Origin of the sequence: Leuconostoc garlicum (assembly GCF_001998805.1) — a bacterium.
Taxonomy (GTDB): domain Bacteria; phylum Bacillota; class Bacilli; order Lactobacillales; family Lactobacillaceae; genus Leuconostoc; species Leuconostoc lactis.
The window spans coordinates 562,676-587,478 of sequence record NZ_CP016329.1; the positions used below are offsets into that span (position 1 = coordinate 562,676).

The following is a 24,803-nucleotide window of genomic DNA, read 5'->3' on the forward strand; positions in this document are numbered from 1 at the left end:
TACTCCTTGTTAAAGTGTGACGACCGTGCCCGGTTGGGTGACGGTGTTGGTGATATGGACATGATGGACGCCGCGTTTGACTGCGCTTAAGGCACTGTTGATTTTTGGAAGCATACCACCAGTGACGAGGTGATCAGCGGTTAATTGTTGCGCTGTTTTTGGGGTAAGTACTTGTAATAAGCAACCACTGACTTTCACCCCGGCAACGTCAGTGAGTAAATACAGCGCATCAGCGTGGAGTTGTTTAGCAATGGCGGTGGCTGCGTGGTCAGCGTTGACATTTAACCACTGGCCGTCATTGGTCATGGCAAGGGGGGGCAATAATTGGGATTAAATTTTGCTGCCAAAGTTGTTGGATGAGCTGGGTGTTGACCTGGTGAATAACGCCCACATAGCCATAAAGTGCCTGATCCAACACATGGCCGGTTAATAGCTGATTGCTACCGGCATTAAGCCCGATGGCCGCGATGCCGTGTTGCCGAAAGGCTTCGGTTAGCGCTGGTTGCACTTGGCCGAGAAGCGCCATTTGTGTGATATGAAGGCCTTGCGCGGTGGTGACTCGAATACCGTTAAACTTTTGCACCGGTTCATTGAATTGCGTCATCAAATGAGAAATCTGATCGCCACCGCCATGGACAATGGCCACTTGAATATGTTGTTTTTGCCATTGTTTAATCGTGTCAAAAAACGCAGGGGTGAGCTGTTGGGCGGCATTACCGCCAATTTTAATGATGTATTTTTGGGTCATCGCTTCGCTCCTTGGTGTGACTTACGTGGTGTAGAGGGCGTTAATTTTCACATAGTCATAAGTCAAATCTGAGCCCCAGGCTTGACCGGTGGCCGCCCCATTGTTGAGGTCGATTTGAATCGTGATGTGCGGGTCTTCTAGTGAATTTGCCAGTGCTGTCTGGTTAAAGGCAACAGGGGCGCCAGCTTGCATGACTGGGTAGTCATTAATGCTGATGGCAATGGTATCTGGGGAAATAGCCGTTTCGGCAGCGCCAATGGCGGCAATAATCCGACCCCAATTGGGGTCTTTGCCAAACATGGCGGTTTTGACCAATGATGAGCCGACGACTTTTTTGGCAATGAGTCGGGCGGCAGTCGCTGATTGGGCGTGTGAAACCGTGACGGTGATGAGTTTCGTTGCCCCTTCGCCATCGTTGGCAATCGCAATGGCGAGCGTCGTAGTCACGTGATGCAACATCGCCTTAAACTGTTCGTAGGCCGCGTCGTCTTGGGCAATTAGCGGATTGCCAGCTTGACCATTGGCCATGACTAAAACCATGTCGTTGGTGCTGGTATCGCCATCAATGGTGATTTGATTAAAACTCGTCTCGACATCTTCTGACAAGGCTTGTTGCAATAGCGAACTGGTAATATTAGCATCCGTGGTGATAAACCCAAGCATGGTAGCCATGTTGGGATGAATCATCCCCGAACCTTTTGCAACCCCACTCATCGTGATGAGCTTGCCTGCAATGGTGCCTTGAATCGTCACGGCCTTCTCGTTGGTATCGGTGGTCATAATGGCGTGGGCAAACCCTTGGGGGTCACCGTCATGCTGAAGTTGGTGGATACCTGCAGTCACGGTATCAATGGGAAGTATTTGCCCGATAACACCAGTTGATGCAACTCCCACCAAGTTTGGCGCAATACCCAACTTGTCCGCGGTCGTTGTTTGCATCATTTTGGCGTGCGTCAAACCAATTTGCCTAGTTACCGCATTGGCATTACCAGAATTGACGATGATCGCTTGTAGTTGGCCGTTTTGAATGGTTTGTTTGGTCACTTGGACGGGGGCGGCTTGGACTTGGTTGGTTGTAAACACGCCGGCCACCGCAGCGGGCACGTCGCTGATCAGCCAGCCCAAATCTTTAGCTTTGTGTTTTAAACCAACATGTTGCCCGTCGGCGTGAAAGCCTTTTGGCGCGGCAATGCTGGGATGAGATAAGGTTGTGAATGGTGCGGTCAGTGTTTGAGGCATGTTTTTTCCTCGCTGTTGGGTTAGGCGTATTGGGCAATCAAATTTAAGCCAGTCGTTTCCTCAAAATGGTACAGATGATTCATATTTTGAATGGCTTGGCCGGCCGCGCCTTTAATCATGTTATCTATCACGCTGACAATCGTGAGATAGTGGGTGATGGGATTATAGGTAAGACCAATATCGGTGAAATTCGTACCAACGACTTGTTTGATGTCAGGGAAGGTGTCCAATGGCATCAAGCGGACGAACGGCTTGTCCGCGTAGGTCTGGTGATAAAGGGCGTCAATAGCTTTGGGTGTGAGGGGTTGTTTTAATTTCACATACGCACTGACGAAAATGCCACGGTTAATCGGCAGCAGTGAGGTGGTGAATTGAATATGCGCGAGACTGGGTTGCCAGCGTTATAACTGTTGCATGATTTCTGGTAAATGTTGGTGTTGGTTGGGTTTGTACATCATCATATTTTCATTGACGGTGACGAAATGGCTTGCCGTTGTGAGTGATTTACCAGCACCGGAGAGACCACTTTTGGCATCGATGACGATACTGTCCGTATCAAGTAACTGTGCTTGGGCCAGTGGTGCTAAAGCCAATAGGGTGGCGGTAGCGTAGCAGCCGGGGTTCGCAATATAAGATTTATCATTCGTGTAAAAGTCGGCTAGACTGTAACTGGCTTGGTCCAACAATGCTTGTGGTGCGGCGGGTTGATGGTACCATTGCGCATAGTCTTTGGCGTTCAGACGAAAGTCGCCAGACAAGTCAATGACTGGAAAGTGTTGCGCAATAAATGGCGCAGCGAGCGTTTTGGTGACGCCACTCGATGTCGCGAAGAAAACTAAATCGGCGTTTTGCATAATATGCACTGGGTCAACGGGTGTTGGTGTTATTTTATACAGTGACTGCAAATGAGGGAAAGTTTGGTCAAGCGTTTCCTGGGTCGCAGTTGTTTGATGAACTGAGACGACCTGCACGTATGGATGAGCGTGAAGTAAGCGTAGTAATTCCATTCCGGCATAGCCGGTGACGCCAACGATGGCCACTTTAATTTGAGTTGCTGTCATACTATTTCCTCCCGAGTCGTTGCTTTAAATCATAAAGCGTCATGAATTTAAATACAACAAATATGCAATCAAGCGGTGAATAATCCTAATTTAGTGCATAAAAAAACACCTCAATGAGGTGTTAAGCGCGGGCGGGTAGTTCTACAATTGCCATATCCAATACGTGGCCTTGGCTTTTGGTGCGAAGCTCGTTTAAGAAGAAGCCGTCTTGGAGATCCAGTTGTGTATCCAGGGCAAAGATGGTCAGCGTGTAGTTGTGCGTTGTATCTGGTGGCATGGGGCCGATGTAGGCTTGGTTGATCGCTGGATTGGCCGGTTGTTGGCATTTTTGGACAAAATGCCACGTTGAGTTCGTGCCCGAAACAGCCTGACCCGTTGCGCGCAAGTCTTCCGGCACATTGCCAACAGGGACATTGGCGGCTAACCAATGAATCCAAGGAAAACCACCAACGGGGATGGCGTCATAGTCAATCAGACTGATTGACAGTGATTGTGTGCCGTCAGGGATATCCGTGATGGTGATGGGAAAGTTTGTGGTCGGCATGTCTTGTGTTCGATATTTTGCCGGCGCAAACTTGGCATACTTATCGGGAATGAGACCATTTTCGAGTGGTACAGTGAGCTGCATGTTATTCTCCAATTAAATTTTTCTTGGCTTGGGCCAAACGGGCGCGAACGGCGACGGACATGTGCCGGTTATAGCGACGGACCGTGCTGACGGCATCAATGACAGCCGCTGTGCGTGCATCAAGGTCGCTGATATTAGCGATGTCAGCGCGTGTTTTGGCTTCAAATCGTTCAATAAAGGCCAGTTGAAGTGCCGGTTCATTAGCTCGTAGAGTTTCCGCAGCTGCGTGTTTGCCAGCGTCAGTTAGGGCTTGCACAGCGGCCTGATAACCTTCAAAAAAATCACCTGGATCAGTGGTATTTTCCCAAGTAATCGGCGTGTCGTCGGTGACTGGGGCGGGTTCGGGTGTCGCATTAGTGGCTTTCTTTTTAAAGAAATCAAATAAAGACATGAGGCCAACCTTTCGTGATAAATTGCTTATCTTTATTGTACCGAACATCTGTTTTATTTGGTACAATAAATTTAACATTTAAACCTGGGGAAAATTATGGCAGCACGGAAAACAGTATTTAACGATAAACAGCGTATTTTGAGGCTCTATTCGGCTTTAATTAGTCATCGGGCCTTGTCGATTGAAGAAATCGAAGACATGTTTTTTATTGGCCGCAAGACTGTGCAACGGGATATCTCTGAAATTCGTGATTTTTTGCATGACCTGCAAATTGGGGAACCGATTCAATCCGAAATTGTCTATGATCGTAACTCACGTAAGTATAAATTAACCGAAATGGATAATTTGTTCCGTGTCTTCGATAAAATTAATCAAATTGATGAAAGCGATCCGATCGATTAAGTGCCTGAGTTAGCCGAAATGAGGTGGTCAAATGTCAAAGTACCACGTAAAAAGGATTGTGCTTGTGACGGTCATATTGGGATTATTGACCAGTGTGGGTTTGTGGTTTGCAATGCAACAGCGTGCCCGACCCGCTTCCCGTCAAACCATTATTTTATTGCATGGTTATGGGAGTAGCGCACGGGAAACGACGGCGTTGGCGATCGCGATTCAGACGCAAACGCATTTGAAGCGGCGCCAACAAGTCAACGTGTCACCGCAAGGCATGGTGAAATTGTCGGGAACGACTCACCAACTACAACAAGGTGGCATTTATCAATTGAATTTTACCGATAAACAAACAACTGCTCAGCAAGCGAGTGCCGCCCTCGCGCGCTTGTTACAGACGTTCAAAGCGCGCCATGTCAATCAAGTCGTCCTAGTTGGGCACTCGATGGGGGCGACTGCTGCGTTGCGCGTGCTATTATCACACCCAATCCAAGATACGACGTATCCAACTGTTACGCATCTGGTCACCATTGCCGCACCGTTTAATTCTGGGTTGGGATCAGGTGGTTTTGACCGTGCGTTTGATCGCAATACGATTGATTCAGCGACAAAACGCCCACGGTTGCAAGATGCGAGTTATCGTTACTTTGATCAACATCGGGCTAATATGCCTGAACAGACAAAAATATTAAATGTGATGGGTAATATTGGGGATGGCAGTGATGGCGTCGTGACGAATTTTAGTTCGGCAGCGTTAAAATTTTGGCTGAAAAAAGGGCAAGTATATCAGTCTGTGACCATTAGCGGGCCAAAAACCCAACATAGTCAGGTGCGAGATAATCCTGCCGTGACCCAACAAGTTGCGCAATTTATAATGGACTAAGGGCATCAAAAAACACCGGTGAACCGGTGTTTTTTTTATTTATTCGTCATTTGGTCGAAGTCGTCCACCATATCTTTTGGTCCGACAACTGAGAGAATATCGAGGTGATGCACTCGATAACTGGCTTCTGGTGCCACAATGACTTCCCCATCGTGGCGCACAGCAATAACGTTTAAGCCGAACTTTTTGCGAATTTTCAATTCAGAAAGGGTCTTGCCAGCAAAGGCTGGATTCACAATTTGGACTTCGGCCATTGAATAATCATCTGATAGTTCAATGAAGTTTAACATGTTAGGCGCGAGTAACTTACGGCCAATTCGTTCACCCATTTCACGTTCGGGTTGAACAACAAAATCAGCCCCGATTTTCGTTAATACCCGTAAATGGGTCCGATTTTCAGCCTTGGCAATCACGTTTTTAGCCCCAAGATCTTTGGCGTTGATGGTGGCTAAGATACTAGCCTGCATATTATGACCAATGGCGATAATCACGTGGTCAAAACTGGCAATGTCTAATTTGCGCAAGACATCATCTTCTTGGGCGTCAGCGATGACGACTTGAGTGGCGATGTCGCGATAATCGTTAACATGTTCTTCGTTAATATCAATGCCAAGCACATCTTGGCCATTGGCCACTAACGTTTCCAGTAAGGCACCGCCAAAGCGGCCCAGACCAATAATAGCATAGGTTTGACGCATTTTTTTATCCTTTCAAATAAATATTAACCGATAATGACGGATTCTTCAGGGTAGCGATAAGGGGCGTGCTCGGTGTGCACATTGAGTACAGAGAACATCACCGTATAGACGCCGACACGACCAATAAACATCGTGAGCATGATGACACATTGGCCAAAGTCCGTGAGGTGCGGTGTGAGGCCAAGGGATAATCCGGCAGTGGCAAACGCGCTGACCACTTCAAAGACGATATATTCAAGACCAAAGTGGGCGTCGGTCCCTTGTGTGAGGAGGAGCAAAAATGATAGACCAGCCAGGAATATCATTGAAACAAAAACAAGAAGTAGTGCACGGGTAATGTTTTCATCAGTAAGACGGCGATGTGCAAAGGTCACATCTTGTTTACCGCGCAACGCAGCGTGTGTTTTGAGCAATAAAACACCTAAAGTGGTTGTTTTTAACCCACCCGCAGTAGAACCGGGGGTACCGCCAACATACATTAAGATCATCGTGACTAAGATTGTGGCTTGTGACATATCGGTAAAGCTGAATTGAGAAAAGCCAGCTGTGCGATAAGAAATTGACATAAAAAGCGTATTGAAGGCGCGGTTGAGTGGTGACAGGGTGTGGGCGATAGCTAAATTACTTTGCGTAATTTCATATAAAAGCCAACCACCAACAATCAGGGCACCAGTCATAACTAAGGCGAGTTTTGAATGGAGACTTAATTTTTTAGTCCGTGGATACAACAAAACATCTCGCCAAACCAAAAATCCTAGCGAGCCGGCCACAATTAAGGCGGCAAAAATGAACATCACCCAAGGCTGACTTGTATACGCCACCCCGTTACCAGGTAGCGTCGTGAACCCCGCATTTCCAAAGGCCGAAATGGCATGGAAGAGGGCAAAGAAACTCCCTTTTTTGAAACCGAAATCATTGATAAAGAATGGCGCCAGGCAGAGTGCCCCGACAATTTGAATGATAATGGACAACTTGATGACGTAACCAAAAACGGCGCGGGTATCGTACAGATTTTCAAGACTATAAACTTCTTGAATCATCATCCGGTTACGTAAGTCCATCTGTCGCTTGGTTGCTGTGAACAATAGCACAGAAAAAGACATAAACCCTAACGCACCAACTTCAATCAAGCACATAATGACAATCTGGCCAAAGAGTGTCCAGTGCGTGGCCGTATCAACCACTGTGAGTCCCGTCACCGACGCAGCTGATGTCGAGGTAAATAGGGCATTGAGAAAACTATGCCGCATATTGCCATAATGACTAATGGGCAGCATCAACAACAGTGCGCCGACTGTGATGACGGATAGAAAGCCAAGTGTCAGCCGTTGGGGCATCGAAAAACGTGACCAGAATGTCCGTTGAAGCGATTGATTATGAAATTTTTTCATTTCCGCCGCAGTGGGGAGTTCAATTTTTCGTGACATGCCTCTATTATAGCGTAATTTTGAGGCGGCGGAACAAAAGCAATACGGATTTTTAAAACGTTTAACAGCGGTGTGTATAGTAAATCAATTGAAATAATTGCACGATAGCAAACATGGTATAATATTATTTGAAGAATTTTCCACGAACAGCATTTGTCCGTGGAATTTTTTGAAAATATATCAGAAAGTGGAAACGCGGTTGATAATGTGCAAATACTGCCATTTCCCGCGCGCTGAGAAAATAAATGACCGAATCATTACCAGTCATTGAGATGCGTCACATCGTCAAAAAATTTGGTGATTTCGCAGCCAATGATGACATTAATTTAAAAGTCCAACAAGGTGAAATTCACGCGTTACTTGGTGAGAACGGTGCAGGGAAATCAACTCTGATGAATATTCTCACGGGCTTGTTGCAACCAACGTCAGGGGAAATCTTGATTAATGGTAATCAAGTTACCGTTGATTCACCCTCAAAGGCAGCTGCTTTGGGTATTGGCATGGTGCATCAGCACTTTATGCTCATTGACGCGTTTACCGTAACTGAAAATATCATTTTGGGGTCTGAAGTGACGAAAGGTTTGTCACTTGACACCAAGTCAGCAGCCAAAAAGATTCAGGCATTGTCTGAACAATACGGATTGCAAGTTGATCCTTATGCGAAGGTTTCTGATATTTCCGTGGGGCAGCAACAACGTGTTGAAATTTTGAAGACGCTCTATCGTGGGGCGGATATTTTGATTTTTGATGAACCAACAGCGGTTTTGACCCCACAAGAAATCGAAGAATTAATTGCTATTTTGCATAACTTGGCCAAAGAGGGGAAGTCAATTATTTTGATTACCCACAAGTTAGATGAAATTCGGGCAGCCGCTGACACGGTGACGGTTATTCGTGCCGGTAAGTCAATTGATACTTTCCCAGTAGCCGGTGTGTCATCACAAGAATTAGCTGATTTGATGGTTGGCCGTGAAGTGAGCTTTAAGACTGATAAGATTGATGCGACACCTGGTGAAACAGTGTTGCACCTTGATAAGCTTGAAATACATGATGCACGTGGTGTGGCTGCTGTGAAAGACTTTTCACTGGATGTTAAAGCTGGTGAAATTGTCGGTATTGCCGGCATTGATGGCAATGGACAAACAGAATTAATCCAAGGGATTACTGGCTTGACCAAAGTACAGTCAGGTCAGGTGGTCTTGCAAGGACAAGACATTACCAATAAGAAGCCACGCCAAATCACAGAAGCTGGTGTGGGGCATATTCCTGAAGATCGTCTCCGGTTTGGGATGGAAGTTGATATGACATTGTCAGAAAACTTGGCATTGCAAACGTACTATAAGGCGCCTTTGTCGCAACATGGTGTGTTACAAGCTGATGCAATGGACAAGTTGGCCAACGAGTTGGTCAAGGAATTTGACGTGCGTTCAGCTGGTATTCATGTTTTGGCTGGGTCGATGTCTGGTGGTAACCAACAAAAAGCCGTCATTGCCCGTGAATTAAATCGTGATAACGAATTAGTCATTGCGGCACAACCAACACGTGGGCTTGACGTCGGAGCGATTGAATATATTCATCAACGTTTGATTGACCAACGTAATGACGGTAAAGCAGTGCTGGTCGTCAGCTTTGAATTAGATGAAATTTTGAATTTGTCTGATCGTATTGCCGTGATTAATGCGGGTAAAGTTGTCGGAATTGTTGATGCAAAAGATACAAATAAACAAGAATTAGGATTGCTGATGACAGGGATGAGTCTAGCCGACGCCCGTGCAGCGCTTAAAGAAGAGGTACACGCCTAATGGCAGCACAAAAAAATTCATTTTCTGTGGCCTTATTCTCAGTCCTTTTTGGGTTGATTATTGGGGCCGTTATTATGCTGGTTTTCGGGTATAATCCGATTTCTGGTTATGTGGCGTTACTGGGTTCAGCCTTTGGTTCAATGCAAGACATCGGTGGTGTCTTGACTCAAATGACGCCATTGATTTTAACAGCGCTTGGTTTTGCTGTGGCGCAAACAGCTGGATTCTTTAACATTGGGTTATCTGGTCAAGCCTTAGCCGGCTGGGTCGGTTCAGTCTGGTATGCGTTGAGTTTTCCAGATATGCCAGCTTATCTGATGATGCCAAGCTCTATCTTGCTTGGCGTTGGGTTAGGGGCGATCGCGGGCGCTATTCCGGGTTGGTTACGCGCCCAGTTTGGTGCCAGTGAAGTGATCGTGACCATCATGATGAACTATATTTTGTTGTTCTTAGGGAATAACATTTTGCAAAATACGATGTCAAAGAGCATTAAAGAATCAGCCGAAACAACCAAGCAAGTCGGTGCCAATGCGTCATTGCAAATGAAGTGGTTGACTGATTTGACGCAAGGCTCAAGTATTTCAGCGGGTATTTTCATTGCTCTGATCATGATTGTTGTGATCTGGTTTGTGATGACTAAGACGACACTTGGGTTTGAAATTCGTGCCGTTGGTTTGAATGCGGATGCGGCAAAGTACGCGGGGATGTCAGACAAGCGTAATGCCGTGATTGCTATGGCCATTTCTGGTGGTTTAGCCGGTTTAGCTGGGACCATTGAAGGTCTTGGAAATTATTTGAACTTCTTTACGCAAAATGGTTCGCCAGCCATTGGTTTTGATGGGATGGCAGTTGCGTTGCTTGGTAGTGGCTCATACCTTGGTATCTTAGCATCAGCCGCAATCTTCTCAGTGTTGAAGATTGGTGGTCTAGGCATGCCAATGTCATCCGGTGTACCATTTGAATTGGTTGATATTGTGACAGCGTCAATTATCTTCTTCGTTGGGGCAAAGTATTTGATTCAATTGATTCAAAAGCGTGTCCATGAAATGGACGAAAAGGCAGCTGAAGCAGCTGCAATTAAGAAGGCAGCCAAAGCCGAGTCGGTTGCCGGTAAAAATCAGAAAGGCGGTGAATAAAGATGTCATTAATGGCGATGTTATCACTCGTAATTTCTAGTACATTAGTTTACTCAACGCCGTTGATTTTCACGTCAATTGGTGGCACGTTCTCAGAACGTGGCGGCGTCGTCAACGTTGGTTTGGAAGGGATTATGGGCATGGGCGCGTTTGCGGCGGTTGTCTTTAACCTGACTTTTGCTAGCACTTTAGGTTCAGCCACACCTTGGTTTGGCTTGCTTGCCGGGGCTGTGGTTGGTTTGCTCTTCTCTTTGTTACATGGTGTGGCCACAATCACATTGCGTGCGGACCACATTATTTCGGGTACTGTGATTAACTTGATGGCCCCAGCCTTGGGTGTCTTCTTAATTAAAGTTCTTTATGGTAAGGGACAAACTGTACCAATTTCACAAGACTTTGGTTATACATCAATTCCAGTTTTGTCACACATTCCGATTCTTGGGGACCTCTTCTTTGCCAAGACTTCTGGGCCAGCTTGGCTAGCAATCGTGGTGGCAGTGCTATCTTGGTACGTGATTTTCAAGACGAAGTTTGGTTTGCGTTTGCGTTCAGTTGGTGAAAATCCGCAAGCAGCTGATACATTAGGCTTGAATGTGGCCCGTTTGCGCTATTCAGGCGTGATGCTTTCAGGCTTGCTTGGTGGCGTTGGTGGTGCCGTGGTGGCACAATCAATTTCATTGAACTATTCAGCCAGCACCATTGTGGGTCAGGGATTCATGGCGATGGCAGCGATGATCTTTGGTCGTTGGAATCCAATTGGCGCATTGGGCGCTTCGCTCTTCTTTGGTTTGTCACAATCACTTGCCGTGGTTGGGGCACAATTGCCAGGTTTGAAGAACGTCCCATCAATTTGGCTACAAATCGCACCGTACGTCTTGACGATTATCGTGCTTGTCTTCTTCTTTGGTAAGACACGTGCGCCAAAGGCAGATGGTGTCAACTATATTAAGGCAGCTTAAATAAGCTGACTGGTAAAAATCCTAGCTGGATCCAGCTAGGATTTTTTTTGCCTGAAAATAAGGTTATATACTGCCGAAGGTGAGCGATAAGATTTTAATTTATAATCATTTTTTGTTGTTATATCGCTGTCCTGTTACAATAGACAGAGACATAAATTTTCTAATGAAGCGTGATGGGCGCATCAACATGGCAGAAATACGAGAGAGTTAAGAGGTAATTAAAATGCTTGTGATCATGAACATACTCAGTATTCCCATATTTATTGGGATTGCGTATTTGTTTTCAAACGATAAAAAAAATATCCAATGGCGATCAGTAGTGACGGTGTTAGCCATTGAATTAATATTAGCGTGGTTTTTCACGCAATTTAAAATGGGTCAAATTGCCGTTCAGGGTGCAGCTGACGGCTTTAACTGGTTAGTTTCCGTGGCCGCAGAGGGAACAGCTTTTGCTTTGCCGGATTGGTTGACAGCTAATAATGGTGGCCCTAACTTTGTGACGTCGGCCTTATTACCAATTTTATTGGTTGTGCCATTATTTGATATTTTGACTTATATTGGTTTTTTGCCATGGTTGATTAAATGGATTGGTAAGGGGTTGGCCTTGATTACAGGACAGCCTAAGTTTGAAGCCTTTTTCTCCATTGAAATGATGTTTTTGGGGAACACGGAAGTCTTGGCCGTATCAAAAACGCAGCTTGATCAGATGTCAGCCCGCCGTAACTTTACGTTGGCTATGATGTCGATGAGCTGTGTGACCTCAGCGATTATTGGTTCTTACACGCAAATGGTGCCAGGTAAGTATGTGTTAACAGCGATTCCGTTAAATATCTTGGGGGCAATCATTATTTCCGCCATCTTGAATCCAACCAAAGTGGCACCCGAAGATGACGTGATTGTTGGTGTTGCTGGTGGCGACAATAAAAAAGCGCCCTTCTTCTCATTTCTAGGTGATTCGATTCTTGGGGCAGGTAAGCTAATCTTGATTATCACTGCAACAGTTATTGCCTTTGTCTCACTGGCTGCCATGATCGACCAGTTATTGAGTTTAACTGGCCTACGCTGGTTAACATTAGAAAATATGTTTGGTGTCGTCATGTTTCCGTTTGCATGGCTCCTGGGCTTTAATGCCCACGAAGCCTTTCAAATTGCCCAGTTCATGGGCACGAAATTAGTGACCAATGAATTTGTGGTGATGGGTGAAGTGTCTAAGAACATCATGGCGCAAAAAGGGCTATTTGCCAATGAGCATGCGCGAATTGTCTTGACTGTGTTCTTGACGAGTTTTGCCAACTTTGGCACATTGGGGATGATTATTGGCGCCTTTAAAGGATTGGTCAGTCAGGAAAAGAATGATTATCTTAGCGCACGCGTTCCTTATATGTTGCTTGCGGGTATTTTGGTTTCACTGGTTTCAGCGGCAGCCGCTGGGTTGTTTGTTTGGTCATAAGGCAAAAAAAGCGCAGCAATGCGCTTTTTTTATAGATAGGCCGCTGTTTTTTCGGCGATGGCAGCGGCAGATTGCTTGAGGCTGGCCTGTTCGACAGCCGTAAGCGCTAAAGAAAAATCCCCGACAATACCGCCACGACCAATAATAGCGGGTGTCGAGATATAGCTGTCAAATTGGTGGTCGTAATGGGACACAATCGCTTCTTGGCGGGCATCTGACAGCACAAGTTGGGCTAATGCCACAGCAGCATGGGCAATGGCGAAGTTGGTATATTTTTTACCAGCAAAGACAGTAAAGCCACCATCGCGCGCATCAGCGGCAATTTGATTCAAATCAAGCTGGTAGGTAGCGGCCAGTTCAGTTGCGGTTTGGCCAAGTGCCCGAACGGTTGACCAGGCGGCAAATTGTGACGCCCCATGTTCGCCTAACATATAGCCACTGACACTGCGCGGATCAATATTCAGGGCGTCACCGAGGGCGCGTTTCAAACGGGCAGTGTCTAAATAAGTCCCTGTGCCAAAAACTTGTTGGGTGGGTAAACCGGTCACTTGTTGGTAAAGGCCAGTCATCACGTCAACTGGATTGGAAATGACGATTAAGACCCCCTGAAAACCTGCATGTTTTAAGTCAGTTCCGACTTGTTGCACTTCTGGTGTATTGGCGCGTAATTCCGTGAAACGATCTCCGCCAGGTTGGATGAGGTCAATATGACCCAGTGCTGAAATAACGACATCAGCATCGCCTAAGTCAGCCGTTGTACCGGCTGTCACCGTCACGTGTTGAGGTAATAAACTCGCGGCATCACGAAAATCAAGTACTTCTGATGCCAACTTATCAGGGTTTTTATCAACAAGGACCAATGTATCTGCGAGACCTTGGCTCACAATCAGATGGGCAACTGTTGCACCAACGTGACCAATCCCAACAACGCCAATTTTTCGCATAAAACCACCTCATGAATTTAAAATGTGTTATTGATTAGATTATACACATTTTTATAGGAAAACGCCAAATTTTGCTCATGTTTCACGTGGAACATCATAAGTTGCTGATTGCAAAAATGAGTTGGGGAAATAGGTGGGATTAAGCACCGATTGCGTGATAATTATTGGTTTGATTTGTGATAAAATAGAACCTTGTGTGATACTTTAAAAATATTAAGGGAGTTCATCATGTCATTGATGTCCAAAACCGATTTCCGCAAAGTGTGGTATGCTGCGCTACCACTTTTTGTCAGTTATTTACCATTAGGACTGGCGAGCGGTATTTTACTACAGTCGGTACATTTCAACGTCTTTCAGACGTTCTTGATTTCAGTGCTTGTTTTTTCAGGTGGGGGCCAATTTTTAGTGGTGGCGCTACTGGCAACGCAAAGTAGTGTCAGCACAATCTTAATGATGGTGTTCTTTTTAGAACTACGTTATGCGCTTTTGGGGGCAACCTTGTCACGTTATCTCAAGCATGAAAGTAACGGATTCTTAGCGATTTTTTCACAATCGATGAATGACGAAAATTATGCCGTCAATCATTTGAAATTTATGACCGATAGTTCTTGGGACGGTCAAAAGGCTCTCTGGGTCAACTGGTTGTCGATGTTCGCTTGGACCTCAGCGAACATGGTGGGGACGCTTGGGGCCCAATTTATCAAGATTGATAGTAGTTTAGTGCATTTTGCGCTGACTGCCATGTTTGTTTACATGCTTGTGATGCATGTGAAAAATAAAAAGCGTCTGGTGGCCGCGGTGGTTTCTGCCGTGTTAGCCGTACTCTTTATGGTCACGATTAAAAACACCTTTGGGATTGTGTTAGCAACCCTAGTTGCGTCTTATGCTGGACATAGTTTTGAACAGTGGCAGCATAAGCGCCGGGCGCTCGCTAATCCAGCGGTTGCTGTGGAGGAATAAGAATGTCTGATTTAGCAATTTACGGTCTTATTTTCGGGTTGTTTTTAGCCGCGTACATACCGCGGGTGCTCCCAATTTTTTATTTTTCAAAACGGCAAATTCCTAGTTGGTTCCACGACTGGATGAAGTATGTGCCCATTTCCTTGTTTGCGGCTTTAGTGGCAAAAGATGTGTTCATTAAAGGCACAACATTTGAATGGCGTTGGCCATATGTTGTGACGGTGGTCATCGTCTTCTTGGTTGCTTATAAGAGCCGTTCTATGGTGGTTTCGGTGATTACCGGTTTGATTGCAATTTATTTAACGACGCTATTTTTAGGTTAAAAGTCTGTCTTGGCAGGCTTTTTTTATTGCCTTGCGGTTGGGAGGTGATACGTGAATATTTTTCATCTAAAGATGAAAAAGTTTAGTTTTATTTCTTGATGCTTATCCTCTAAGATAAATATAGACGTTATTTAAGGGGAAAAGCATCATGACACAAAAACATCAGCTGGCACGGACGCTATCAGGCCGGCATATTAACATGATTGCCCTGGGCGGAACGATCGGTACCGGTTTGTTTTTAGGTGCGGGTGGCTCAATTCAAAAGGCCGGCCCAGCTATTTTATTGGTCTATATCATTACTGGTTTCTTCGTTTTTGCTATGATGCGGGCGCTTGGCGAATTACTACTGTCTGATCATGATCAGACAACCTTTATTGGCTTTATCAAAAAATATCTCGGGCCACGCGCTGGCTTCGTGATGGGGTGGACTTATTGGATTGGTTGGATCATTATTGCAATGGCTGAGCTAACGGCTATTGGGCAATATATGCAGTTTTGGCTGCCAGGAACGCCTGCATGGCTGTGGGAGCTAATCTTTTTGGGGCTATTGTACACCATGAATATTGTGGCGGTGAAAGCCTTCGGCGAAGCAGAATTTTGGTTCGCGTTGATTAAGATTGTGGCCATTATAGCCATGATTCTGACAGGCATCATTATGGTTGTTGGCCATGTCCGGACAAGCGTTGGCGTGACCCAACTGTCAACACTGTGGTCACACGGTTTAGTGGCTGATCACGGGCGTCAACTCTTGACAACTTTCCAAATGGCCTTCTTTGCTTTCTTGGGCGTTGAATTTGTCGGGATTGCCGCTTCAGAAACTCAAAATCCGATTAAAACAATTCCAAAATCAATCAATTCCATTATTATTCGTATTTTGATCTTTTATGTTGGGGCTTTGTTGGCCATTATGGTTATTCAACCCTGGACAGATTACAGTGCTGATCACTCACCGTTTGTCCAAGTCTTTTCAAATATTGGGATTAGTACGGCAGCCGGAATTATCAATTTTGTCATTTTGACGGCCGCGGCTTCGTCATTGAACAGTGCTTTGTTTACAACTGGGCGTATGCTCTTCTCACTTTCACCGAAAAAAAGTTACTTGGCGCAAGTTAATCGGCGTTGGATCCCCTTACGGGCGATCACAGCATCGACTATCTTGGTTGCGTTAGCCATCGGTTTGAACTATGTCTTCCCAGAAGATGCGTTCAGTCTGGTGACGTCAACGGCATCAGCGACATTTATTGGCATTTATGTGGCCTTGTTAGTGACGCATCTGAAATACCGGCGCTCAGCTGATTTTAAACAAGGCGAGCAACATTTTAAGATGCCATGGGCACCTGTATCAAATTATTTGACGATTGCCTTTATGTTAGGCATTTTTGTGATTTTACTATGCTCACCAGCAACTATGGGGACAACTATTTTTGCTATTGTATGGTTTATTGTACTCACTGTTTTGAGTATATTGCGTGTTAAAAACAACTAAAAAAACCGCCGAAAGGCGGTTTTTTTAAGCCATGAAATAAGTTAAAATCTTAGTTTCATCTAAAGCGGCTTTTTCGTCGTCACGGACATCGAGCACAATTTGACCAGCATTAAGAATAATTAATCGGTTACCATACTTTAAAGCATCGGCTAAATTATGGGTAATCATCAAAGCCGTGAGGTGATTTTTGACTACTTGGTCGTTTGTGGCATGCATGAGTTGTTCAGAAGTTTTAGGATCTAGCGCTGCGGTGTGTTCATCAAGTAGTAACAATTCCGGCTTGACGCGGGTAGCCATGAGGAAACTCAACGCTTGGCGTTGCCCACCTGAGAGATCACCAGTTGCAGTTTGCAAGCGGGTATCTAAATTGTTCCCCATCACCTTGGTCAATTGGGCATATTCAGCAAGTTTTTCTTTAGTGAGTCCGCGTGGCCGCAATGTCCGTTTTTGGCCACGTTTTTCGGCTAATAACAGATTTTCAGCGACGGTCATCCGTGGCGTTGTCCCCATTTTAGGGTCTTGGAAGACGCGTGCGATGGTGTCAGTTCGGGAAACGGCTGTGGTATGGGTAATATCTTGCCCGTTGTGCAATAAAGTACCTGACGCAACGGGGAGATTACCGGCAATGGTGTTAAATAAGGTGGATTTTCCGGCACCGTTAGTCCCAAGCACGGTAATGAAATCACCGTCATAAATATCAAAGTTAAGATGATCAAGGATTTTGACGTTATCACCAACAGTGACAACAATGTCTTGTAATGAAAATACCGGTTTAGTCATGTGGTGTGACTCCTTTTTTGATGACGTGTTCCAAGCGTAAAGCCTGACGTAATTGTGGTAACATCATGGCGACAGCGAGGACAATGGCTGAAATCAAATTCAAATCGTTTGTTGAGAAGCCAAGTTGCAAAACGGCTAGTAGAACCAGACGGTAAATAATTGAGCCGACAATGACGGCAACGAGGCGTTCGTTCAAAGACAACTCACCAAAGGCGACTTCACCAATGATAATCGAGGCCAGCGCGATAACGATCACACCAATCCCCATGTTGATGTCGGCATAGCCATTATTTTGGGCGATGACAGCCCCGCCAAAGGCGATTAAACCATTGGAAAGCATCAAGCCCATAATGGTCATCCGATCGGTCTTAATACCAATAGATTGTGCCATTGTGGCATTGTCCCCTGTAGCAATAAAAGCTTGCCCAAGCTCTGTTTGCAAAAAGAAGATTAGGCCAAGCGTGATGACGGTAATAATTACAAAGCCGACGACAACGCCATCAAAATATTTTGGTAAGTGTTGGAGAAAGGATGCTGAGAAAATGGATTGTTGGTTGAGTAAGGAAATATTGGCTGACCCCATAATGCGTAAATTGATTGATAATGACGCTGTCATGACTAAGATACCAGCCAAAAGGATTGGAATACGGCCTTTGGTGTAAAGTAAGCCAGTGGTTAAACCAGCTAACGTGCCAACGACAAAAGCGGCAAGGGTGGCTAAATAAGGATTAAACCCGTGCGCAATCATGGTCACGGCAGTGGCGGCCCCGAGGGGAAAGGACCCTTCAACGGTCATGTCGGGGAAGTTTAAAATTCGGAAGGTAAGAAATAGGGCAACGCCTAGAACGGCCCAAAGTAGCCCTTGGCCAATGCTTGATACGATCATACTCATTTGATGACTTCTCCTTTGGTTTCTGCTGCTTTAATCATGCTGTCGGGGAGTTGAATCCCTAATAGCTGCGCTTGCTTTAAGTTCACGACCATATCCCCTTGGGTAATGGTTTTAACGGGGTAGGTGGCAGGATCTTTACCTTTGAGCACCTTGGCGGCCATGATGCCGGCTTGATACCCAATATCATATTGACTCACAGAAATAGTCGCTAAGCCACCATCTTTGACCATGGTATCAACTGCTGGAATGACTGGAATGTTGTTTTGATTGGTCACGTTAATCAGCGTCTTCATGGCACTGGCCACGCCGTTGTCTTGTGGGGCATAAACCACATCCACTTGACTTGCCATGGTTTCGGCAACTTGTTGCATATCATTAGTTGTTGAAATGGTATACAGCTTGACGTCGTAACCCGCTGCTTGCGCAAGTTTGGCCATGTTTTTGGCATTATATTCACCACCGTGATCAGACGTGGTATAAATGATTCCCAATTTTTTAGCGTGGGGGACAGCTTGTTGGATTACGCTGAGGTGTTGTGATAGCGGTGAGTCACCGGTCGTCCCGGTCACGTTATTACCAGGATGTTGGGCTGTTTTGACTAATCCTGAGCCAGCCGGATCAGTAATACCGGCTAAAATAACCGGGTTATCACCGTTGGCTGTTTTAGCTAATGACAAAGCGGCTGGTGTCGCAATCCCAATGGTGAGGGCGGCATTTTCATTGGCAAATTTTTGTGACATCGTTTTTAAATTGGCCTGGTTCGCTTGGGCATTTTGATAATCAATTTTGATTTTCTGCCCGCTATAACCTTGTGATTTTAAGCCAGCGAGAATCCCGCGATGAATCTCATCTAGGGCGGGGTGGGTTACCAGTTGTAGGATCCCGATAGTGGGGACCGTGTCAGCCTTTTTTGCGCTACTGTTAGGGTGACTAGTTGTCACAAACGCCACGGCGAGAAAGGCGACAATGGCCGTGATGGTAGCTAGTAAACGTTTATTCATCTTCAATTCTCCAAATTTCTCTCTAAAATAAAATTGACCTTGGATGGCCACACAGGGCTTTCCAAGGTCAAAAGAAAAGTCTGTATGGCATATTCCCATACAGACTCGAATGTTACACAAAATGCGTCGGTATGGATAAAACAAATGTTTTAAACATCAGCTTTATCCGTTACCGAAAAGCTGACTTACCGACGCCACCAGGCATTGTTCAATTGTGCTAACACATTTTGCATGATTTTTTCTCCGAGTTGTTTATGGCTTTAAGAATACTAAGAAGTGCATGAGTTGTCAATAGTGACTTTAACATTTTTCTTGAGGCGTTTTTTTAATCTGTCGTTGGATCATCACTATTTGTGGTGTGATAGCAGAAAAATTTGCTGAAAATGCTGAAAATAACTATGATTTGAAAATGTAAACGGTCGCTTTTTTGCTCATTGACGACAAAGTTGTTAGAATAGAGAGTATGCAAAAACAACAGCATTATTTAACAGAGCTGGCACTTGTGAGCTTTGGTGGTGGGATCGGCGGAAGCCTACGCTACCTGTTGCACTTTGTTCCAGGTATTGGCCCCCTACCAGTGATGACTATGATGATTAACTGGTCGGGTACGTTTCTTTTGGCTTGCCTGGGTGCCTATCTAGCACAAAGGGCGAGTCGACTCGCGAGTTGGCAAACGTTTATCGGTACGGGTGTGATTGGTGGGTATACCACGTTTAGTACGATGGTCTTGCAATATTTCCAATTGACGACAATAGCGCTTGTTTGGGCGGTAGGTTATTTGCTACTGACAATCGTTGGTGGCTTGATTTTTCTGCGCTTTGGGCATTGGTGCGGTCGTCGGTTAGGTGGTGTGCAATGACCATACTAATGGCGATTTTTATCGGTTCTTTTGTCGGGACAATGTTACGCTATGTGTGTTTGACGTTTTGGCCGTGGCAAACGACGTATTTAACCGCTGTCTTTACCGTGAACATGATAGGGGCCTTTTTTATGGGTGTCATGTTTGCCACTAATACCTTACAAGTTTGGCATGGGGCAATAGCCACCGGTGTGCTTGGTGGTTTAACCACTTTTAGTACCATGATGACCCAAAGTGCCCAACGGCCACGGCGACAAAGTCTTTATTTGATCGTACAGGTTGCGACGGGATTGTTGAGCTTTGTCTTAGGTAGCTTACTGGCTGTCATTTTAAAATAAATCAATAAGATACCGGCCGTTGTCCCCTTAATTAACGACTGGTTTGGGAGAAAATAATGTCTAAAATAGCAATTATTAGTGATTCAGCTTCAACAATACCGACTACCTTGCGTAATCGGTATCATATTTTCCAAGTGAATGATCCGATTATTTTCGGGGATGAAGTGTATAAAGAAACAGTTGACGTTCAGGGTCTTGGCGAATTAGTTAAGATGATGAAAGACAAGAAAATGATTGCCTCAACGTCACAACCAGCACCTGGCGATTGGGAAGAGGCTTTGAACGATGCCAAAGCAGCCGGGTATGATGCCGCTTTGATTATCCCGATTTCTTCTGGGTTGTCAGGTGCTTTCCAAACAGCGCAAGCCGTGGCGGCTGGGTATGATGGTATGGCTGATGTGCGCGTATGGGATTCTAAGTTTGCCGTGATGGGTTCAGGCATGCAAGCCGTGATGGCTGCTGATATGGCTGAAAAGGGCCGCTCAATGGATGACATTTGGGCTGCTTTGACAACGTTACGTGAGACTTTTGATGTGCGTTTTGCTGTCAATGACATTTCACATTTGCAACGGACGGGCCGTTTATCACGTGGAGCGGCGCTAGTTGGTGGTTTGTTAAACATTAAGCCCATTTTATCAATGGATGTCCAAAGTGAAGGTAAGATTGGTGCCGTTGGCAAGGCGCGCAAGATGAGCGGCGCCTTAAAAGAAATCAAAACCGCATTGGATCAATATTTGACCCAGGTCGATTATCCAGTTCGGGCTGTTGTGGTTGACGGGAATAATCAAAAGCTCGGGGATAAGTGGTTAAAGGACTTGCAAAGCGAGTATCCAATGGTGACCTTTGAACGTGGTGAAATTGGGGCTTATATTGGGGTTCATACAGGTGATGGCGCCATGGGTGTCTTATGGGCCCGTGATTGGGAAAATATTATTTAATCATAACTGATGATGACAGTGGTCGAGGGTAACCTTGGCTGCTGTTTTATTTTTTTGTGGCGCATAGTGTCTTAGTGTGACATGATATAATAGAACGATACAATTAATATATGGGGACGACTAAATGAAACAATCGAAAGCATACCAAATTACGTATGAGGTATTAAATGCCGTCACGCACGGCTTGGGATTTTTGTTAGCCGTTGGCGCAGGCATTGCGCTAATTTTTCATGTCTTGCGGCGTCCAGTCACGGGGCTGGAAATCACGGCTATTGCCATCTATGTGTCTACGGTGGGCTTCTTCTTACTAGCTTCCACGCTTTTCCATTCGCTGGTTTTTACGCGCGCGGCTAAAACCTTTCAATTCTTTGATCATGCCGGGATTTACCTAGTGATTTTGGGCAGTTATACACCATATACTTGGCTATTAATTAAAGGTTGGGTCGGTTGGACGATCTGGGGTGCCATTTTGGCAATGACCATTGCTGGCTTTATCTATGACCTATTTTTTGTTGGCCGTTGGCCATGGGTGTCCGTGACGATTTATTTGGTTATGGGTTGGTTGATTGTCTTAGCGATGCCGGTACTTTGGGGCGTTTTGTCACATACAGCCTTTTGGTTGTTGCTGGCTGGTGGCTTGACTTATTCAGCAGGGACAATTTTCTATCTCGTACCAAAAATTCCAATGGGTCATGTTTACTGGCATGTTTTTGTGCTAGGTGGCGCTGGCTTAATGTTTGCTAGTATTTATATCAGTCTATGAAAAAAGCAATCATCAGTTGATGATTGCTTTTTTGCTGCTTTAATGCAAAGAAAAACAGCACATCAGATCTGATGTGCTGTTAATGTAGTGGACAGTCAGGGGCTCGAACCCTGGACCCACGGATTAAGAGTCCGTTGCTCTACCAACTGAGCTAACTGTCCATATCGTTGTATTGTTTCAAACAACATATAATATAATATCATGGGATTAAAATTTGTGCAACACTTTTTAGCAAAAAATGCTGAAATTGACATTTTATGGCGAGTTGCAAGAATATAGTATAAAATAAAGAAAGTTAAATTGGAAGGAATTGTAGTTGTTAAGTGATCAGCTACACAGTGATTAACCTATGTTAGACTTTATCAAATCAGTGATCATTGGGATTGTTGAAGGGATGACTGAATTCTTGCCCGTGTCATCAACTGGGCATATTATCTTGGCAGAATCGTTAATGCAAATCCCTGGTGGTGCCCTTTGGACTAAGAGTTTTACGGCTGTTTTCGATTATGCCATTCAACTCGGCGCAATCTTTGCCGTGATTCAACTTTACTTCCATAAATTGAATCCTTTCTCAGCGCAAAAAACGCCACGTGAACGTTTCCAAACTTGGCGTTTGTGGATTAAGGTGATTGTTGGTGTTTTGCCAGCGATTGTGTTTGGACTATTGTTGAATGACTTTATGGATGCGCATTTGCTTAATCCATGGGTCGTGTCAGCGACGTTGATCATCTACGGTATTGCGTTTATCGTGATTGAAAATCGCCAAAAGGGTATTGCGCCACGTGTCACTGACGTTAACAAGGTGACGTATCAAATGGCATTGTTCATCGGTTTGTTCCAATTGCTTTCACTAGTACCTGGAACATCACGTTCTGGGGCAACAATCCTGGGTGCCATCTTGCTAGGTGCCTCACGATTTGTTGCGGCTGAATTCTCATTCTTCTTGTCAATTCCAGTGATGTTTGGGGTGACAATCTTGAAAGTGGGGATGTACTTACTACATGGTGGCTCATTTACTGGTGGTCAGCTCGGCGTTCTCTTTGTTGGGTTCGTTGTATCATGGCTTGTTGCTTTGTTTGCCATCAAGTTTATGTTGCGTTATATCCAAAACAATGACTTCAAGGCCTTTGGTTGGTACCGAATTGTGATTGGTATCGTCTTCTTGATTTTGGGTGCTGCTGGTTTGCTCCACATGGCCTAATAAAAAAGCTTTCAAACGATGGTTTGAAAGCTTTTTTAAATGTCTTGAAACAATGCCGCCCAGGCTTTTTGAGAGAGTTTAGCCGGTTTTGGTCGGCGTGGTTTGGGTTAATAGGTAGCTTGTTTGTAGTAACGGACAATGTCGGCTTGAACGGGTTTTTCTAACGGTAAACCCACTCTGACAAAATCAAGGGCATCAGGTGGTAAATCAGGGTAGTTGTGATGATGGGTGATAAACCATTGTTGCATGGTGGGGTTCAGGCCTGCGTGGCGACGGATACGTTGCAAAATTTCATCGAGGCCGAAGTTAATATGATGAATTTGCGTTTGTAGTTGCCGCATAACGGTTTCAGGAATACCCAGATGATCGGCAAAATGGGTGATGCCTAACCGGATTTCTGTGCCTTCGCCATTTTCTAAGACATATTGATGCTTGAGTCGGCGGCTACATGCACAGTATAGTTGTTTTTCTGTGGGCGTATCATAGGCGTCGTTATAGTGGTACGCTTTGAAAAGCCATTGGCCATCGCGACCGAAAAGTTGGCGATCCATCATCAAAGAGGTCTGGCGGTAGCGAATATGTTGTATCAGCACGGCTTTTTGTTCAGCGGTTAATTGTTGCCACGTTTCTTGGCGTCGTGCTTTGGTGAGAGCAACTTTGTGAGATTTTGGTCTTGTCATTGTAAAATTATTGGGTCATGTGTTCGTTTTAACAAACGTTTGTTCTTGGTTGTGGTAAATAAAAGCTAGACTGCTAGCCTAGCAATGTCATATTATGGCCGTTCAGGTACTGAAAAAGTCATATCTGGGGGTGTCAGTAGACCAATGTCTTTGACAACAACCTGACCAGAGAGATGGCCGCCCACTTTTTGGGTGAGACCAAGTTTGTTATAGCCAAACGTGACGGTCGTGTGGGCTTTGAGTGCCGCCCCGCGGACTTCACCGGTTGAAGCATCAATACCGGTTGGCGTATCAACTGCAATAACAGTTTTTTCGATGTGATTGGCTGCTTTAATCATTTTCTGCAAGCCTTCGGGGAGGATATTATTTAAACCAGTCCCAAAAATCGCATCAATAATTAAGGTTGCTTGGTTAAAGTCACTTTTTTCGGCCCGTACCAACCCGTACTTTTCGATAATGGCGAGTTGCCGATGAACAGCATCTTTAGCGCGTGCCACGTTACCCACAAATTGTAGGGAAACGTTGAAACCTTGTGCGTAAAGCAAGCGGGCAATCGCGACACCGTCGGCGCCGTTATTGCCTAAGCCGGCAAGGACGAGGATATGATCTAAATTAAAATGGCCAGCGCCAATGACGTCAAGGACTGCCATTGCAGCGCGTTCAATGAGTACGTCTTGTGGCATCCCAATTGTTTCTACGGTATAGTTATCAATTTTCTGCATTTCTGCAGCTGTTACAAGTTGCATGCGCGTCACTTTTCTTTCTCAATCTGCATTTTATTATACAGGATATTCGCGTATCGTGGGATATGATTTCCTTGACTTGT

At 45.2% G+C, this 24,803-nt stretch carries 25 protein-coding genes, 1 tRNA gene and 2 pseudogenes; 14 read left to right on the plus strand and 14 right to left on the minus strand.

All coding sequences use genetic code 11. The features are described from left to right. Nucleotides 1–9: 9 nt before the first annotated feature. From argB to A9176_RS02860, 5 genes and pseudogenes are all read right to left on the minus strand, one after another. Nucleotides 10–748, minus strand: a pseudogene (gene argB, locus A9176_RS02840) (acetylglutamate kinase). Nucleotides 749–769: 21 nt separating this feature from the next. Then, nucleotides 770–1,987, minus strand: a complete 1,218-nt coding sequence (argJ, locus tag A9176_RS02845) for a bifunctional glutamate N-acetyltransferase/amino-acid acetyltransferase ArgJ (protein WP_077282087.1) — start codon at nt 1,985–1,987, stop codon at nt 770–772. 20 nt (nt 1,988–2,007) lie between these two features. Beyond that, a pseudogene (gene argC / locus A9176_RS02850) lies at nt 2,008–3,048 on the minus strand (N-acetyl-gamma-glutamyl-phosphate reductase). A 121-nt stretch (nt 3,049–3,169) separates the two neighbouring features. Further along, nucleotides 3,170–3,676 (minus strand): YbhB/YbcL family Raf kinase inhibitor-like protein, encoded by a 507-nt coding sequence (locus A9176_RS02855; RefSeq protein WP_077282088.1) that lies wholly within the window; start codon nt 3,674–3,676, stop codon nt 3,170–3,172. Nucleotide 3,677: 1 nt separating this feature from the next. Continuing rightward, the gene (locus A9176_RS02860) at nt 3,678–4,067 is read right to left on the minus strand and encodes a GTP-binding protein (RefSeq protein ID WP_077282089.1); all 390 of its coding nucleotides are present in this window, start codon (nt 4,065–4,067) and stop codon (nt 3,678–3,680) included. A gap of 96 nt (nt 4,068–4,163) precedes the next feature. Here A9176_RS02860 and A9176_RS02865 point away from each other — a divergent pair, with 96 nt between their 5' ends. Then, the gene (locus tag A9176_RS02865; protein WP_010001397.1) at nt 4,164–4,469 is read left to right on the plus strand and encodes a helix-turn-helix domain-containing protein; all 306 of its coding nucleotides are present in this window, start codon (nt 4,164–4,166) and stop codon (nt 4,467–4,469) included. 31 nt (nt 4,470–4,500) lie between these two features. Then, entirely contained in the window at nt 4,501–5,340 is an 840-nt protein-coding gene (locus A9176_RS02870) for an alpha/beta fold hydrolase (protein WP_077282090.1), read from the plus strand. Between the two features lie 35 nt (nt 5,341–5,375). Here the strand turns inward: A9176_RS02870 and A9176_RS02875 are convergent, their stop codons facing one another. After that, a complete protein-coding gene (locus tag A9176_RS02875) occupies nt 5,376–6,038 on the minus strand; it encodes a potassium channel family protein (RefSeq protein ID WP_019040086.1) in 663 nt (220 codons plus the stop codon). A 23-nt stretch (nt 6,039–6,061) separates the two neighbouring features. Beyond that, nucleotides 6,062–7,465: a TrkH family potassium uptake protein gene (locus tag A9176_RS02880; protein ID WP_029510033.1), complete on the minus strand. Its 1,404-nt coding sequence runs from the start codon at nt 7,463–7,465 to the stop codon at nt 6,062–6,064. Nucleotides 7,466–7,710: 245 nt separating this feature from the next. Here A9176_RS02880 and A9176_RS02885 point away from each other — a divergent pair, with 245 nt between their 5' ends. The 4 genes from A9176_RS02885 to A9176_RS02900 all read left to right on the plus strand — a co-directional run bounded on the left by A9176_RS02885 (nt 7,711) and on the right by A9176_RS02900 (nt 12,812). Continuing rightward, nucleotides 7,711–9,267, plus strand: a complete 1,557-nt coding sequence (locus A9176_RS02885; protein ID WP_077282091.1) for an ABC transporter ATP-binding protein — start codon at nt 7,711–7,713, stop codon at nt 9,265–9,267. Beyond that, nucleotides 9,267–10,403, plus strand: coding sequence for an ABC transporter permease (locus A9176_RS02890; RefSeq protein ID WP_029510031.1), 1,137 nt, complete (start codon nt 9,267–9,269; stop codon nt 10,401–10,403). The genes A9176_RS02885 and A9176_RS02890 overlap by 1 nt, the downstream gene beginning before the upstream one ends. A 2-nt stretch (nt 10,404–10,405) precedes the next feature. Next, the gene (locus A9176_RS02895; RefSeq protein ID WP_029510030.1) at nt 10,406–11,362 is read left to right on the plus strand and encodes an ABC transporter permease; all 957 of its coding nucleotides are present in this window, start codon (nt 10,406–10,408) and stop codon (nt 11,360–11,362) included. Nucleotides 11,363–11,585: 223 nt separating this feature from the next. Then, on the plus strand, nt 11,586–12,812 hold the full coding sequence (locus A9176_RS02900; protein ID WP_029510029.1) for a NupC/NupG family nucleoside CNT transporter: 1,227 nt from the start codon (nt 11,586–11,588) through the stop codon (nt 12,810–12,812). 29 nt (nt 12,813–12,841) lie between these two features. On the opposite strand, the gene A9176_RS02905 is transcribed toward A9176_RS02900, so the two are convergent. Further along, nucleotides 12,842–13,756 carry a lactate/malate family dehydrogenase gene (locus tag A9176_RS02905; RefSeq protein ID WP_077282092.1) on the minus strand — a complete coding sequence of 305 codons (915 nt, stop codon included), beginning with the start codon at nt 13,754–13,756 and terminating at the stop codon, nt 12,842–12,844. Between the two features lie 228 nt (nt 13,757–13,984). Between A9176_RS02905 and A9176_RS02910 the strand changes: the two genes are divergently transcribed. The 3 genes from A9176_RS02910 to A9176_RS02920 all read left to right on the plus strand — a co-directional run bounded on the left by A9176_RS02910 (nt 13,985) and on the right by A9176_RS02920 (nt 16,525). Continuing rightward, nucleotides 13,985–14,716: an AzlC family ABC transporter permease gene (locus A9176_RS02910; RefSeq protein ID WP_077282093.1), complete on the plus strand. Its 732-nt coding sequence runs from the start codon at nt 13,985–13,987 to the stop codon at nt 14,714–14,716. A 2-nt stretch (nt 14,717–14,718) separates the two neighbouring features. Beyond that, nucleotides 14,719–15,039 (plus strand): AzlD domain-containing protein, encoded by a 321-nt coding sequence (locus tag A9176_RS02915; RefSeq protein WP_029510026.1) that lies wholly within the window; start codon nt 14,719–14,721, stop codon nt 15,037–15,039. Between the two features lie 148 nt (nt 15,040–15,187). Beyond that, complete coding sequence (locus A9176_RS02920) at nt 15,188–16,525, plus strand: amino acid permease (RefSeq protein ID WP_068851422.1); 1,338 nt, start codon at nt 15,188–15,190, stop codon at nt 16,523–16,525. Between the two features lie 24 nt (nt 16,526–16,549). Here A9176_RS02920 and A9176_RS02925 read toward each other — a convergent pair whose 3' ends face one another. The 3 genes from A9176_RS02925 to trpX are packed head-to-tail and all read right to left on the minus strand — an operon-like array spanning nt 16,550 to nt 19,198. Beyond that, nucleotides 16,550–17,305 (minus strand): ABC transporter ATP-binding protein, encoded by a 756-nt coding sequence (locus tag A9176_RS02925; protein ID WP_077282094.1) that lies wholly within the window; start codon nt 17,303–17,305, stop codon nt 16,550–16,552. Next, the gene (locus A9176_RS02930) at nt 17,298–18,197 is read right to left on the minus strand and encodes an ABC transporter permease (RefSeq protein WP_010005833.1); all 900 of its coding nucleotides are present in this window, start codon (nt 18,195–18,197) and stop codon (nt 17,298–17,300) included. The genes A9176_RS02925 and A9176_RS02930 overlap by 8 nt, the downstream gene beginning before the upstream one ends. Further along, on the minus strand, nt 18,194–19,198 hold the full coding sequence (trpX, locus tag A9176_RS02935; protein WP_077282095.1) for a tryptophan ABC transporter substrate-binding protein: 1,005 nt from the start codon (nt 19,196–19,198) through the stop codon (nt 18,194–18,196). Before trpX ends, A9176_RS02930 begins: the two co-directional genes overlap by 4 nt. A gap of 463 nt (nt 19,199–19,661) precedes the next feature. On the opposite strand from trpX, the gene A9176_RS02940 reads away from it, so the two are divergent. From A9176_RS02940 to trhA, 4 genes are all read left to right on the plus strand, one after another. Beyond that, nucleotides 19,662–20,057 (plus strand): fluoride efflux transporter FluC, encoded by a 396-nt coding sequence (locus tag A9176_RS02940; RefSeq protein ID WP_077282096.1) that lies wholly within the window; start codon nt 19,662–19,664, stop codon nt 20,055–20,057. Then, nucleotides 20,054–20,395: a fluoride efflux transporter FluC gene (locus tag A9176_RS02945; protein ID WP_019041690.1), complete on the plus strand. Its 342-nt coding sequence runs from the start codon at nt 20,054–20,056 to the stop codon at nt 20,393–20,395. Before A9176_RS02940 ends, A9176_RS02945 begins: the two co-directional genes overlap by 4 nt. Nucleotides 20,396–20,451: 56 nt before the next feature. Beyond that, nucleotides 20,452–21,333 carry a DegV family protein gene (locus tag A9176_RS02950; protein ID WP_077282097.1) on the plus strand — a complete coding sequence of 294 codons (882 nt, stop codon included), beginning with the start codon at nt 20,452–20,454 and terminating at the stop codon, nt 21,331–21,333. Between the two features lie 124 nt (nt 21,334–21,457). Further along, entirely contained in the window at nt 21,458–22,096 is a 639-nt protein-coding gene (gene trhA, locus A9176_RS02955) for a PAQR family membrane homeostasis protein TrhA (RefSeq protein ID WP_029510018.1), read from the plus strand. Nucleotides 22,097–22,184: 88 nt separating this feature from the next. On the opposite strand, the gene A9176_RS02960 is transcribed toward trhA, so the two are convergent. After that, nucleotides 22,185–22,257: transfer RNA gene (locus A9176_RS02960), tRNA-Lys, on the minus strand. Nucleotides 22,258–22,445: 188 nt separating this feature from the next. On the opposite strand from A9176_RS02960, the gene A9176_RS02965 reads away from it, so the two are divergent. Further along, a complete protein-coding gene (locus A9176_RS02965; RefSeq protein ID WP_068851445.1) occupies nt 22,446–23,297 on the plus strand; it encodes an undecaprenyl-diphosphate phosphatase in 852 nt (283 codons plus the stop codon). 107 nt (nt 23,298–23,404) lie between these two features. Here the strand turns inward: A9176_RS02965 and A9176_RS02970 are convergent, their stop codons facing one another. Beyond that, nucleotides 23,405–23,977, minus strand: coding sequence for a hypothetical protein (locus A9176_RS02970; protein ID WP_242943239.1), 573 nt, complete (start codon nt 23,975–23,977; stop codon nt 23,405–23,407). A 92-nt stretch (nt 23,978–24,069) separates the two neighbouring features. Beyond that, nucleotides 24,070–24,723, minus strand: coding sequence for an NAD(P)H-hydrate epimerase (locus A9176_RS02975; RefSeq protein WP_029510015.1), 654 nt, complete (start codon nt 24,721–24,723; stop codon nt 24,070–24,072). Between the last annotated feature and the right edge of the window lie 80 nt (nt 24,724–24,803).

What these genes read in the sequence shown, in the direction of transcription:
- argJ (WP_077282087.1), bottom strand. Translation starts at nt 1,987, where the DNA reads ATGCCTCAAACACTGACCGCACCATTCACAACCTTATCTCATCCCAGC.
- A9176_RS02855 (WP_077282088.1), bottom strand. Translation starts at nt 3,676, where the DNA reads ATGCAGCTCACTGTACCACTCGAAAATGGTCTCATTCCCGATAAGTAT.
- A9176_RS02860 (WP_077282089.1), bottom strand. Translation starts at nt 4,067, where the DNA reads ATGTCTTTATTTGATTTCTTTAAAAAGAAAGCCACTAATGCGACACCC.
- A9176_RS02865 (WP_010001397.1), top strand. Translation starts at nt 4,164, where the DNA reads ATGGCAGCACGGAAAACAGTATTTAACGATAAACAGCGTATTTTGAGG.
- A9176_RS02870 (WP_077282090.1), top strand. Translation starts at nt 4,501, where the DNA reads ATGTCAAAGTACCACGTAAAAAGGATTGTGCTTGTGACGGTCATATTG.
- A9176_RS02875 (WP_019040086.1), bottom strand. Translation starts at nt 6,038, where the DNA reads ATGCGTCAAACCTATGCTATTATTGGTCTGGGCCGCTTTGGCGGTGCC.
- A9176_RS02880 (WP_029510033.1), bottom strand. Translation starts at nt 7,465, where the DNA reads ATGTCACGAAAAATTGAACTCCCCACTGCGGCGGAAATGAAAAAATTT.
- A9176_RS02885 (WP_077282091.1), top strand. Translation starts at nt 7,711, where the DNA reads ATGACCGAATCATTACCAGTCATTGAGATGCGTCACATCGTCAAAAAA.
- A9176_RS02890 (WP_029510031.1), top strand. Translation starts at nt 9,267, where the DNA reads ATGGCAGCACAAAAAAATTCATTTTCTGTGGCCTTATTCTCAGTCCTT.
- A9176_RS02895 (WP_029510030.1), top strand. Translation starts at nt 10,406, where the DNA reads ATGTCATTAATGGCGATGTTATCACTCGTAATTTCTAGTACATTAGTT.
- A9176_RS02900 (WP_029510029.1), top strand. Translation starts at nt 11,586, where the DNA reads ATGCTTGTGATCATGAACATACTCAGTATTCCCATATTTATTGGGATT.
- A9176_RS02905 (WP_077282092.1), bottom strand. Translation starts at nt 13,756, where the DNA reads ATGCGAAAAATTGGCGTTGTTGGGATTGGTCACGTTGGTGCAACAGTT.
- A9176_RS02910 (WP_077282093.1), top strand. Translation starts at nt 13,985, where the DNA reads ATGTCATTGATGTCCAAAACCGATTTCCGCAAAGTGTGGTATGCTGCG.
- A9176_RS02915 (WP_029510026.1), top strand. Translation starts at nt 14,719, where the DNA reads ATGTCTGATTTAGCAATTTACGGTCTTATTTTCGGGTTGTTTTTAGCC.
- A9176_RS02920 (WP_068851422.1), top strand. Translation starts at nt 15,188, where the DNA reads ATGACACAAAAACATCAGCTGGCACGGACGCTATCAGGCCGGCATATT.
- A9176_RS02925 (WP_077282094.1), bottom strand. Translation starts at nt 17,305, where the DNA reads ATGACTAAACCGGTATTTTCATTACAAGACATTGTTGTCACTGTTGGT.
- A9176_RS02930 (WP_010005833.1), bottom strand. Translation starts at nt 18,197, where the DNA reads ATGAGTATGATCGTATCAAGCATTGGCCAAGGGCTACTTTGGGCCGTT.
- trpX (WP_077282095.1), bottom strand. Translation starts at nt 19,198, where the DNA reads ATGAATAAACGTTTACTAGCTACCATCACGGCCATTGTCGCCTTTCTC.
- A9176_RS02940 (WP_077282096.1), top strand. Translation starts at nt 19,662, where the DNA reads ATGCAAAAACAACAGCATTATTTAACAGAGCTGGCACTTGTGAGCTTT.
- A9176_RS02945 (WP_019041690.1), top strand. Translation starts at nt 20,054, where the DNA reads ATGACCATACTAATGGCGATTTTTATCGGTTCTTTTGTCGGGACAATG.
- A9176_RS02950 (WP_077282097.1), top strand. Translation starts at nt 20,452, where the DNA reads ATGTCTAAAATAGCAATTATTAGTGATTCAGCTTCAACAATACCGACT.
- trhA (WP_029510018.1), top strand. Translation starts at nt 21,458, where the DNA reads ATGAAACAATCGAAAGCATACCAAATTACGTATGAGGTATTAAATGCC.
- A9176_RS02965 (WP_068851445.1), top strand. Translation starts at nt 22,446, where the DNA reads ATGTTAGACTTTATCAAATCAGTGATCATTGGGATTGTTGAAGGGATG.
- A9176_RS02970 (WP_242943239.1), bottom strand. Translation starts at nt 23,977, where the DNA reads ATGACAAGACCAAAATCTCACAAAGTTGCTCTCACCAAAGCACGACGC.
- A9176_RS02975 (WP_029510015.1), bottom strand. Translation starts at nt 24,723, where the DNA reads ATGCAACTTGTAACAGCTGCAGAAATGCAGAAAATTGATAACTATACC.